Annotated in this window: 7 protein-coding genes; 3 read left to right on the top strand and 4 right to left on the bottom strand. The window is 63.2% G+C overall.

Features of this window, described 5'->3' with window-relative positions:
• The first annotated feature begins 52 nt into the window (after positions 1–52).
• Together H0921_RS05900 and H0921_RS05895 are read left to right on the top strand one after the other, a co-directional pair.
• Positions 53–1,987 (top strand): CRTAC1 family protein, encoded by a 1,935-nt coding sequence (locus H0921_RS05900; protein ID WP_194537092.1) that lies wholly within the window; start codon positions 53–55, stop codon positions 1,985–1,987.
• 72 nt (positions 1,988–2,059) lie between these two features.
• The gene (locus H0921_RS05895; protein ID WP_194537091.1) at positions 2,060–5,671 is read left to right on the top strand and encodes an FG-GAP-like repeat-containing protein; all 3,612 of its coding nucleotides are present in this window, start codon (positions 2,060–2,062) and stop codon (positions 5,669–5,671) included.
• A 113-nt stretch (positions 5,672–5,784) separates the two neighbouring features.
• On the opposite strand, the gene H0921_RS05890 is transcribed toward H0921_RS05895, so the two are convergent.
• Positions 5,785–6,201: a carboxymuconolactone decarboxylase family protein gene (locus H0921_RS05890; RefSeq protein WP_315851855.1), complete on the bottom strand. Its 417-nt coding sequence runs from the start codon at positions 6,199–6,201 to the stop codon at positions 5,785–5,787.
• 223 nt (positions 6,202–6,424) lie between these two features.
• On the opposite strand from H0921_RS05890, the gene H0921_RS05885 reads away from it, so the two are divergent.
• On the top strand, positions 6,425–7,255 hold the full coding sequence (locus tag H0921_RS05885; protein ID WP_228499048.1) for a 3-keto-disaccharide hydrolase: 831 nt from the start codon (positions 6,425–6,427) through the stop codon (positions 7,253–7,255).
• Positions 7,256–7,455: 200 nt separating this feature from the next.
• Here the strand turns inward: H0921_RS05885 and H0921_RS05880 are convergent, their stop codons facing one another.
• From H0921_RS05880 to gyrA, 3 genes are all read right to left on the bottom strand, one after another.
• Positions 7,456–7,734 carry a hypothetical protein gene (locus tag H0921_RS05880; RefSeq protein WP_194537089.1) on the bottom strand — a complete coding sequence of 93 codons (279 nt, stop codon included), beginning with the start codon at positions 7,732–7,734 and terminating at the stop codon, positions 7,456–7,458.
• A 301-nt stretch (positions 7,735–8,035) separates the two neighbouring features.
• On the bottom strand, positions 8,036–9,049 hold the full coding sequence (locus tag H0921_RS05875; RefSeq protein ID WP_194537088.1) for an NAD-dependent epimerase/dehydratase family protein: 1,014 nt from the start codon (positions 9,047–9,049) through the stop codon (positions 8,036–8,038).
• 99 nt (positions 9,050–9,148) lie between these two features.
• Complete coding sequence (gene gyrA / locus H0921_RS05870; protein WP_194537087.1) at positions 9,149–11,914, bottom strand: DNA gyrase subunit A; 2,766 nt, start codon at positions 11,912–11,914, stop codon at positions 9,149–9,151.
• Positions 11,915–12,199 lie beyond the last annotated feature (285 nt).

Here is a 12,199-nt window from a genome sequence, read left to right as displayed (position 1 = left end):
TTGAGGATTAATTTTGCTTGAAAATGAATGTGCATGATCCAAGGAGATATCTATGACTTATCAACACAAAATTGTCTTGTTCATTGCTGTCATCGTGCTGGCAGCAGGAGGAGTAGCTGCCTGGCGCTGGTGGCCGCGCCGCAGTGCCGACCAGGCTCCCCCCGTCATCGAAGCGGTGCGGGAGCGGCCGGCCATTCCCGTGCCCGCCGTGCCCTTCCGGGATGCCACCGCGGAAGCCAACATCCAATTCCAGCACTTCAATGGCGCCTATGGCTTGAAACTTTTGCCCGAAACAATGGGGCCGGGCGTGTGCGTGCTGGATTACGACAACGACGGCTGGCAGGATATCTTGCTGATCAACGGCTGCCCCTGGCCGGGGCAGGACTGGCCGAACGGCTCCCCGCAACCCTGCCTCAAACTGTACCGCAACACCGGAAATGGCCGGTTCACGGACGTCACGCAGGCCGCAGGGTTGCAGACCTTTCAATTCTATGGCCTGGGAGCTTGTGCTGGTGACTTTGACAATGACGGCTACATAGATCTGTTTGTCACTGGCGTCGGTGGATGTCATCTGTTTCACAATGTGGCGGGAAATGGAGGGCAGCGGCGCTTTGAAGAGGTCGCCACCCGGATGGGTCTGCCGCCGTCCGGCGGTTGGCCTTCGAGCGCCACGGCGGGCAGCTTTGACAAACACGCCGAACCCATCGAGTTTGCCACCAGCGCCACCTTCGTGGATTACGATCGGGACGGCTGGCTGGACCTATTCCTCTGCCGCTATGTCACCTGGTCCCCTGCCATTGATTTGGCCATCGATTCGACGCTAACGGGAATCGGACGCGCCTATTTGCAGCCTCAGCAGTTTGAAGGTTCCCAGTGTGCCCTGTACCGCAATCACGGCGGGAAGAGGTTTGAAGATGTCAGCGAGGCAGCCGGTGTGACGGTGTACGAGCGCGAGGGTACCGATGCGACAGCCCGACGGCGTTCGGTGGCCAAGGCCCTGGGCGTAGTCGTGTGCGACCCGGACGAGGACGGCTGGCCGGATCTGCTGGTGGCCAACGACACCGTGCGGAACTTCTTCTTCCACAACGTCGCCGATGGCCAGGGAGGCCGCCGCTACGTGGAAAAGGGACAAGAGGCCGGCGCCGCCTACGCCGAAGCCCGTGCTCGCGGGGCGATGGGCATCGACTGGGGCGAATACCTTCCCGGACGCCGCGGCGCAGTCATTGCCAACTTCGCCAACGAGCCGATCACCTTCCTCACCGTGGCGGACCGCCAGCGGCCGCGCTTTATCGATTCCGCCCTCGCCGTCGGCCTCGCTGGTCCCAGCCGCTTTTGGCTCAAATTCGGCATCTTCTTCTGGGATTACGATCTGGACGGCCGCTTGGACCTCCTCGTGTGCAACGGCCATCTGGAACCGGAAATCAGCAAGGTGCAAGCCCAGCAGTCCTACGCTCAGCCGGTGCTGCTCTTCTGGAACACGGGAGACTCGCAACGCCTTTGGGAACCGGTCACGGCAGCCGCAGCGGGAAGCGAGCTGTTTCAGCCCCTGGTAGGCCGCGGCTGTGCCTACCTCGATTACGACGGCGATGGCGATCTCGATGTCCTGCTGGTCGCCAATAACGGCCCGGTCCGCCTGCTCCGCAATGAACAGAAACTGGGGCACCGCTGGCTCCGCCTGACCCTCGAAGGGGACGGAGTCACGAGCAACCGCAGTGCCATCGGAGCTGTCATTACAGTCGAAGCGGGCGGCCAGGTGTATCAGCGGGAAGTAGAGGGAGGCCGGAGTTACCTCAGCCAGTGCGAACTGCCCGTGACGATCGGCCTGGGCCAGTTGGCCGCCGATCAGGTCGAAAAAGTGACGGTCCGCTGGCCGGCCTCACCCGGTGCGCCGCCTCAAGTCTGGCAGCACCTGAAAGTCAACACGGCCTACCGCCTCCGCCAGGGGCAAAGCCAAGCGGAAATCCTCTGCGAGCTGGGACTACCATAACTAGGCGGGCGGCTTGATTCCTCCAGGTCCGTTTCGTTGCCTCAGCGCCAGCAATCCAGGCAGGGCCAAGTTATGAAGTTTTTCTCTCCCTCCGGCAAACCGTCCACGGGGTTTTGGATCGGCGGTATCCTGCTGGTGGTGCTCGCCGCCAGCGGCTATCTGCTCTGGCGTTATCGGTCAGGGAATCCGGTAACATCGGAGGCCGACCTCCTCGCCGCGGCACAGGCCAATGCTCGTGGCCTGGCGCTTTTGGAGTGGTTCGACGAGCAGTATCAAGGCCGGCCTGCCGCGGACCAGGCCATCGAGGCCTTTGAGGAAGCAGTCCAGCGGGCGCCCGATTGGCTGGCTGCCCGGATCAACCTGGGGATCGCCCTGCTCAATAGCCGCGATGCCGACCCCCAATCCAAGGCGGAGAAGCTGCGTCGGGCCGCGGAGGTTTTCCATGATGTCCTGGCGCGTGATCCCCCCAATCCTTACGCTCACTTCTGCTTGGGTATCTGGCATTTCGACCGGGGGGAACGCGAGCAAGCCTATGCCCACTTCCGGGCTGTTACGGAGATCGATCCCCAGGATGCCCATGCCTGGTATTTCCGCGGACGGTGCACCGCCGATGAGTTCGAGTCTGCCGAGGCCCGCCAGTGTTTTGAAAAGGCCCTGCAAATCAACCCGTATCTCAACGCTGCCCGGCATAGTCTGACCCAGCATGCCAGCATCGCCGCGGACCGGGCCGCTCAGGAACGGCTGCTCCGCGAGTTTGAATCCCTGCGGCAGGCCGAGGTTGAGGACATCGCCGCCGTGTCTTACACCGAGATGGGGAAGTATGCCACCGCGATCGGTCTGCCTCCTCCCCTGCCCCGCCGCCCCCCCGCCTTGCCGGTGTTCCAGGAGCAAGCCGCTACGGTGCAGCTCGACCCCTCCGTCCGCTGGGCTGCTGCCGAAATGCTGGACCCGCTCCTGCAAACTCTGCGTGAGCGCTTCGGCGCCGCCATGATCTGGTGCGACTACGACCGCGATGGCCGCCCCGATCTGTTCCTCCTCGCCGCTGTGCAGCGGAACGGCGCCGTCGGTGATCTGCTTCTGCACAACGAAGGCAACGGCGTATTCCGGGATGTCAGCTCCCTAGCACCCCTGGCAGGCCAACCCGCCAGTCTCGGCGGCGCTTGTGCCGACTTCGACAATGATGGCTGGCCGGACCTCCTGCTCGCTACCGCTCAAGGCCTTCGGCTGCTCCGCAATCAAGAGGGCAAAGGATTTGAAGATGTCACCCGCGCCGCTGGACTGGACAAGCTGTCAGGTGTTTTCCTGACGGCTTACTGGCTGGACCTCGATCAAGATGGCGACCTGGATTTGCTGGCCTGCCAGTATGCCGCGACCCCGGCAGCCGCCCTCCAACAGCTCCAGGGGCAACCGACGGACTCGTCCGAGGCGGGCCGCCTCGCCGTCTTCCTGAATGTGGGGGAAGCCCGGCCCGCTGAGCGCGGCCAACCCTTTCCGCCCCTCACGCCGGCCTTCCGGCTCGCCGAACAGGAACCCCTCCAAGTCCGCGGCGCTATCACCGGACTGCTGCTCACTGATCTCGATGGCGATCAGGACATCGACATCGCCGTCTGGCGCGACCAGCAGGAATCCGTGGTGTTGCTCAATGACCGCTTGCTCCGCTTCCAGACGTCCCAGGCGTTCGCCGAAGTGAAAGGCTCGCTCGCCGCCGTGCTGGATGCTAACGACGATGAGCAAACCGATTTTTGTCTGCTCGCTCATGGCCAGCCGGCTCGCCTTTGGCTGAGCACGCGCGACACGCCGGCCAGGGCTTTGCTCGGACGCTTCCAGCCCCACTCTCTCAATGCCCCGCCGCTGCGGCAAGCTCAGGTCGTTGATTTGGACCTCGACGGTCTGCCGGACCTCGTCGGCCTGAGCCAGGAGCGCCTCCCTCTCTGGCTCCGCAATGAAGGGAACGGGAAATGGACCCGCCTGCTGTCTCCCTTCGGCCCCAAGGCAGAGGCGCTCCGCCCCCAAGCAATGAGCCTCGCGGATGTGGACAACCGGCAGCGGCCCGACCTGGTGCTCTGGTCGCCGGACAGCGGGCTGACACTCTTCCGCCACCGGGGGGACGCCCATCATGCCTTGGTCCTGACTCTCAGCGGCAAATGGGACAAAGGGAAAAAGCAACGGAGCAACGCCCAAGGAATCGGCGCCCGGCTCCGCGTTTATGCCGGGGGGCGGCGCATCCTGATGGAACACACGCCGCAGGCAGCGGCCTTGGGGCAATCCTACGGCCCGCTGATCGTCGGCCTCGGTCCCGTCCCTGCCGCCGAAGCCGTGCAAATCCGCTGGCCCGACTTTGTGCCCCAATCGGAATTGCAACTCGCCGCCGGCGCCCACACTCTCACGGAGATCAATCGCAAATCGACCTCCTGCCCAGTCCTGTTCGCCTGGAATGGGGAACGCTTCGAATTCGTGACGGACATCCTCGGAGCCGGCGCCCTGGCGGAACTTAATCCCGATGGCACAGTCCGGCCTCCGCGGCCCGAAGAATCTCTCAAACTCGAACCCCCCATGCTCCGCCCCCATCAGGGGCGCTACCTGCTCCAGATCGCCGAGCCGCTCGATGAGGTCGCTTACTTGGACTCGGTCCAACTCGTCGTGATCGATCATCCGCCGGATTGGCTCGTTTATCCTGATGAGCGCTTCGCCCTCGCGCCGCCGCTTCCCAGTCAGCGCCCGCTCTTTTTCCGGCAGTCCGAGTGTCTGAGCGTGCAGCGCGCCGTCGATCACCGCCAGCGGGATGTCACCGCCCTGCTCCAACAGCGGGATGGCCGGTATGTGGACGGCTTCGCCCGCCGGGCTTGGCTGGGATTCGCGGAGGAACATGGGATCGATTGCACCTTCGCCCCGCCACAGCCCCACCCCCAATCCCGGCGCTGGCACCTCCTCCTGGCCGGCTGGACCGACTATGCCTACCCAGAGTCCATTTGGGCCGCCACGCAAGCCGGCGTTCCCATCCTCTGGCCGGTGCTGGAACAGCGCGAGGCTGGCGGCTCCTGGCGGCGCGTCTGCAACCTCGGCATCCCCGCCGGTTTGCCACGCGTCATGACGGTGCCTCTCCCCCCGTCGTTCGATCCAGCCGCCGGTCCCCTCCGCATTCGGACCAACCTGCAAATCTCCTGGGACCATATTCTCTTGGCACCGGAAATGGACCCCCCGGAGAGGGACAAAATACCGCGGATTTACACCTTGCCCGTGCAGAAAGCAGTGCTCGAACATCGCGGTTTCTTCCGCGAATGGAGCGCCGGCGATGGTTCCCCGCAACGCTACGATCCCGATCAGTTGGAAACCATTCCCATCTCCCGCTGGCAAGGGCGGCTGACCCGCACAGGCGAAGTCACCGAGCTGCTGCAAGCCGTGGATGACCTCTTCGTCTTGGCCGGACCAGGGGATGTTGTCACCCTGGCCTTCGACGCCGCTTCCCTTCCCCCCTTGCCCCCGCAGTGGCAGCGTTCCTTCATTCTCCGTGCTCGGGGTTACTCCAAGGACACCGCCCCCACCACGCTCACCGGCGGTCAGATCGAACCGCTTCCCTATCGTGCCATGCCCCATTATCCCTATGATCCTCTCCGCTTCCCGCCGCCGGCCCAGCAGAGCGAATACCACCGGCGCTGGAACACCCGCCCGCCTCGCCACCCGTGAGGAGAACGGACAGAAGACTGTCACCGGACGGAGCCAGGACCGTTAGGACCGGATAAACCGTAGGATTGGAAGACACGCCAGCCAAGCGAACGCCGGCCAGCCCGCGCACCCCGCTATTCCACCGGCGGCAGGACATCCGGCTGGACCTGATAGGCATCCGCCAGCACGTTGGTGGTGCAGAAGAGCGAGACGATCGCCAGGATTTCTCCGAGGGTGCGGTCATCGACGCCGAGTTTGCGCAGGGCTGCCGTGTGGGAATTGATGCAATAGCTACAGCCATTGGCCGCACTGACCGCCAGAGCGATGATCTCGCGCGTCCGGGCATCCAGCGGCGAGTCCCGCCCCACCGCTTCCGGATGCATCAGCGCTTTCAACCGGCTCCAGACCATCTCCAACTGATCGGGATGGGTCGCCAGCACACGCCAGAAGTTGGGTACCCGTTCCAGCCCTTTGGTCCGCTTGATGTCGGCGAAAATCTCCGCAACTTTGCCGCTGGCCTCGGCCTCGTCCACCGGCCGCACCGTCGCCACCCGCCCCTGGACTTGTGCCATCCCCGCCTCCGTTACGCTAGTCGCATCCGCTCCCGGCTCTTCCCCAAGTTTACCTTTTTTCTACCTGGATCAGTTTCCCTGGGAAGTTCTAAAACAATGGCAATTCGGAACGGGGAAGCATCTGGTTCCCCCGGAACAAGGGGTGGTCCCTGGCAAGCTCGGCAACAAAATCGTGCAGATCCAGTTTCGGAGGAGCACAATCATGGTGCGATCAGCCCAGTGGAGCAATGCGTGGATGTCCCTTTTGGGCATAGCAAGTTTAGGAAGCCTCTTATCGATCGGGTTGTTATCGCTTCCTGCCCAGGAAAGCACACAACCAGCCACGCCGTGGCGGGCGTTGTTCAATGGCAAGGACCTCGATGGCTGGGTGCCGAAATTCAAGGGCCATCCTTTGGGGGAAAACTATCGGGACACCTTCCGGGTCGAAGATGGCGTGCTCAAAGTCTGCTACGACAAGTACCGCTCATTTGACAACACCTTCGGGCATCTGTTCTACGTGAAGGAAAAGTTTTCGCGCTATCGCTTGCGGGTGGAGTATCGCTTTGTCGGGCAGCAATGTCCGGGCGGGCCAAGTTGGGCGGTGCGCAACAATGGCATCATGTTCCACTGCCAGGACCCCAAAAGCATGCGGAAGGATCAGGACTTTCCCGTCTCCATCGAGGCACAACTTCTCGGCGGTTTGGGCCAGGGGAATCGCCCGACGAACAACGTCTGCACGCCGGGCACCCACATCGTCCTCAACGGCAAGCTCTTCACGCCGCACTGCACCAACTCCCGCTCTAAGACTTACCACGGCGATGTTTGGGTCACGGCGGAAATTGAAGTGCTCGGCAGCGAGAAAGTGCGGCATTATGTCGAAGGCGAGCTGGTGCTGGAGTACGAAAAGCCCCAATTGGACCCGAAGGACCCCGATGCGGCCCGCCTGCTCCGCGAACGCAACGGCGAGGTGCTCCTGAGTGAAGGATACATCGCCATCCAGGCGGAGAGCCATCCCACAGAGTTCCGCAAGATCGAGATCCGCGAGTTGAAGTAGACTCTGTTTTCCACATTTCGCGGTTTTCCTTCCCCTCCGTCGGCTGTCGTTCGACGAGCATGACCGGCTGGGCGATTCCAGGAATGTCACCTTTCTGACAGCGAAGCCGCGGGGACCGAGGGCCGTTCGCCGAAGGGACACATCCGCCGGGAAACTTCCTGGGGCAATTCCATCAGGGGGTCCCTTCCCAAGGGGCAAGGTCAAGCCGGCAAGTCGGCGGGCATCCCGTCTTTGTCGGCAGGGATCGCCTCGGAAGTGCAGGGCATGCACTCGGCGGCCAGCTCGCGCTTGACCCGCTGTGTCCAGTGCAGAACCCAGGCAATGTCCCGGAGCATTTGCCGGATTTCCGCCGCCGAGCGTTGGCGCTCCAGGGTTGTGGCGGGGCGGGTGGATGTTTTGCCAGAGCCGTCAAGGGTCTTTCCCGTCTCTGTTCCACAGAGGGTCAGAGGAATGGGCGCGGGGGTACGTGTCGAGATCATCAGCAAGCCTCCTGGATGGGGAATGCCGTCACTGGCGGAAAAGAGTTGTGCAGGCGGCATGCCAAAACCCGCGGAGGAGAAACGATCCGGCGAAAAACGCTTTTTTCGGGGAGATTCCGTGGGGAGCCAGCGGGGAAAGGTTCCCGGCGAGCTTGCAACTTTTGCCACTTGAGGGATTCCGTACAAAACGGTCCGCCGGGAATTACAAAGCGGATGGCAAACGGGGCATGGCCGCCCAAGCCGAGAATGCGCGGGGACGAGCGAGCGGAGATGATCTGCGCAAGGGGGAGGGACGGGAGGATCACGGCTCAGCGGCGACAGCATCAGAGCCGGAGCGGACCGCCTCCAGGTCCGAGGTGTCCAGGCGTCCTTGCTGGTGCAATTGGCGGAAGATGGCGACGGTCTCTTCGATGCCGCGGCGAAGGGGAGTTTTGGGCATCGGCCCCAAATCGCGCTGGAGGGCATCATCGCTCAGATCATAAGCAATAGGAATCTGGGTGGAACCGAAGGTGACCAGCCGCTCAGCTTCGGGGAGCACTTGGCAGAGCGTCCGGTGGAACTCAGCCAGCGTGGTGACGGTGCCGCGCAAGTTGTAACTTTTCGCCCCGTGGTAGGGACGCTCCAGGCAGAGGATAAAAGTTTTCGCCACATCATCGACGTACTGGAAGTCGGTCCAGCCGCCGAAGGTGATGTGCCAGGGCCGGCCGAGCAAAGCGGCTTTGATGGCCTTGGTCGGTTCGCTAGTCATGCCCAGGTCTCGGCCCACGCCATAGACGGTCCAGGGACGCAGGCCGATGCTGACGAGTCCGTGATCGAGGAAGTAGATGCGGGCATTGCCTTCGTTACAGGCTTTGAAGACGCCGTAGTGGGTGCTGGGCCGCAGGATCACCTCTTCCGAGAGCGGGCCAGGAGGATAACCATCCGGCGGACCATAGACGGCGGCACTGCTGGCATAGACGACGCGCTGGACCTGGCCGCGGGACAATCGAGCCGCTTCCAAGACCGCCAGGGTGCCGAGGACATTCACTTGGGCGCCCAAAAGAGGGTCCGCCCGGCAGGCCGGCACTTGCAAACCGGCTAAGTGGATGATGTGCGTGATGCCATGCTCCTCGATGGCGCGGCGGAGGGCGGGCCAGTCCGTCACGTTGCCGGGCACAAAGACCGCGCGGGATGCCTCGGAGGCGGGCAGAATCTGGAGGAGGCGGCGCGGGTCCTCTTTGAGATCGAAGACGTAAACCGCGTGGCCCTGCTCCAGCAAGTTGCGAATGATCCAAGCCCCGATGAAGCCATAGCCTCCGGTCAGTAGGACACGCATCACTTCCGCTCCCGAATCGAGCAGCCTGGCGGAGTTACTTATGGTTGGTCCCTCACTCCCAAAGGAGTTCGAGCGTCCGGCCGCATGCCGCCGCCCCCGTCAGCGGGGAATATCCGCCGGCACTTCGGCGATCTCTTCCCGTGCGACTTTAGCCAAGGAGACGACCTGGTCGCCTTCTTTCAGATGGATCAGGCGGACGCCCTGGGTATTGCGGCCCACGATGCGGATGTCATTGACCCGACAGCGAACCACCATGCCCTCCTTGCTGATGAGCATGATTTCATCGCCATCGCGGACACTGGCAATACCGACGACCGGGCCGTTTTTGGCGGTCACCCGGACATCTTTGATCCCTTTACCTCCCCGGCGTTGCAAGCGGTAACGCATGTTGGTGGAATCGCTGTCTGCGGCGGTGTCCGCGCTGTCCTCGGCCTGGCTGGCCGTTTCCGCCGCTTCGGCGTCTTCCGGCTCTTCGGCGGCGCCATGGAGGGCGGGGGCTTCCGAGTCCTCTTCCTCCGGGGCCGACGCGGCGCTGAGGCCATCCGGGCTATTTGGTCCGAAGGGGGTGCGCTTGCCGTAACCTTTCTCGGTGACGGTGAGCAACTGGCCTTCGGGATCGGCGACGACCATGCCGACGACGCAATCGTCTCGGCTCAGGCGGATGCCGCGGACTCCGCGTGCGGCCCGGCCCATCGGGCGCACATCCGCCTCGCTGAAGCGGATGGCCATGCCCTGGCGGGTCGAAAGCACGACTTCATCCCCCGCTCGCGTCAGGCAGACATCGATCAGCTCATCCCCCGCATCGAGCGTGATGCCGATGATGCCGCCGCTGCGCGGCCGACTGTATTCCATGAGGTCGGTTTTTTTGACCGTCCCCCGCCGCGTGGCCATCATCAGACAAAACCCTTCGGCGAACTCTCGCACGGGGACAATGCTGGTGATCTTTTCTTCCGGCGGCAGGGCGAGCACGTTGGCCATGGCCCGTCCCGGAGAAGTGCGAGAGGCCTGGGGAATGCGGTACACCTTGAGCCAGTAACACCGCCCCGTCGTGGTGAAGCAGAGCAGGTAGGCTTTGGTGGAAGCAACGAAGAAATGCTCGACGAAATCGTTTTCCCGTAAGCCGCCCTGGACGCCCTTGCCGCCGCGGCCCTGGACCCGGTATTCGTGCAACGGCATACGCTTGATGAAGCCCTCGTGAGTGATGCTCACGACGTTCTGTTCATCTTCGATAAGGTCTTCCAGGTCCAATTCCGCTTCAGCGTCCGCGATTTCCGTGCGGCGGTCATCGCCGTACTTATCGGCCAGACGCTGCAATTCCTCGCGAATCACGGCGCGGATGTTGGCCGGGTCTGCCAGAAGGGTTTCGTACTCCCGGATCTGCTGCCGCAGTTGCAGGTATTCCTGGAGGATTTCGTCACTTTCCAGGGCCGCCAGTTGTCCGAGTTGCAAGCGGACCACCGCTTCGGCCTGCTGCTCGGTCATCTGGTACTGTGACAGGACTCCCAATTCTCGCTGCAAGGCGGCGAAGGCTTCGGCACCGATGGCTCGCTCCATGAGCGCGGCGGGAACGGCCAGCTCCATGAGCCGACGCTTGGCTTCCTGCCGATCGGGGGAGGTGCGGCAGATGCGAATGACCGCTTCGATGTCGGCGATGGCGATCAACTGTCCTTCCAGCACGTGGCCGCGGCGCTTGGCTTCCCGCAGCAGAAACTCCGTCCGGCGGCGGATCACCAGGATGCGATGCTCCAGGAAGCGCTGCATCATCTCCTTGAGGCCGAGGATGCGCGGCTGGCCATCCACCAGGGCCAGCATGATGACACTGACGGTCTTTTGGAGCTTGCTGTACTGGTAAAGTTGATTGAGGACCAAATGGGGGTCCGCCTTGGGGCTGAGTTCGATGATCAAGCGGACGGGTTCGCCGCCTCGCTTGCTGGATTCATCCCGGATGCCGCGGATGCCGGTGATGCGCTCATCTTTGACCAGCTCGCCGATCTCTTCGGCCAATGCATTGCGGGTCACCTGGAAGGGGACCTCCCGGATGACGATCGCGGGGGTTTTGCCTTTGCCTTCCTCGATGATCTCGGCTCGTGCGCGGAGAGTCAGCCGCCCGTAGCCGCGAGCGTAACCATCGAGGATGCCCTGCCGGCCCATGATGATGCCGCCGGTGGGGAAATCCGGGCCGGGGATGATCTCCAGCAGTTCCTGGAGTGAGACATCCGGGTCATCGAGCAGGCGGATGAGGGCGGCGCACACTTCTCGCAGATTGTGGGGCGGGATATGGGTCGCCATTCCGACGGCGATGCCATCGGCGCCGTTCACCAGCAGGTTGGGAAACCGGCCCGGCAGGACGAGCGGCTCCTGATATTTGCCGTCGTAGTTGTCGATGAAGTCCACCGTGTCACGATCCAGATCATCGAGCATCTCGGCGGCCACGGGGCTGAGGCGGGCCTCGGTGTAGCGGTGGGCGGCAGGCGGCAAACCGGCGATCGAGCCGAAGTTTCCCTGTCCCTCAATCAGCGGGTAGCGCATCACCCATTCCTGGGTCATGCGGACCAGGGTGTCATAGATCGAGGCATCCCCGTGCGGGTGATACCGCTTCATTGTCTCGCCGATGATGCCGGCGCATTTGCTCGTCGCCGCTGTCGGACCTAAACCCAGGTCGCGCATGGCGACCAGAATCCGGCGCTGGACCGGCTTCAAACCGTCCCGTACATCCGGCAACGCCCGGCTGACAATCACGGACTGGGCATACGTCAGGTAGCTGGTCTGCAACTCATCGATGATGTCCAGCTCCGGGATCGGCGGTTCGCCACCCGCTGCCGCTGGCCCATCCGAAACTGTCGGAGGATTGACCGCGTCCGCCAACCTCAAGCTCCTTGTGCCAGGGCTTTTGCCAGCACTCCGCTGGCCGCTTGCCTCTCGATTCCAACCCGACGTTACATGAGAAGACTATTGTACGATTCCACCGCCGTATCACCAACCGCCCGCCCGCCCCTTCTGCCGCTCTCCGTCCTGCCCTGGCCCCCTGGAGGCTTTCCGCCTGCTAAGATGGAAGAAAACGGACCTCCACAGCAAGGGACTGCGGCACCATACTCGGCACCGACGGACCTGCACCGGGATCAGCTTCGGACCTGCACCAGGGAGAGTGAG

The organism is Thermogemmata fonticola, from assembly GCF_013694095.1.
GTDB classification, from domain to species: domain Bacteria; phylum Planctomycetota; class Planctomycetia; order Gemmatales; family Gemmataceae; genus Thermogemmata; species Thermogemmata fonticola.
Note: the sequence above shows the minus strand (reverse complement) of the source record. Positions and strands in the feature narration are given on the sequence as shown.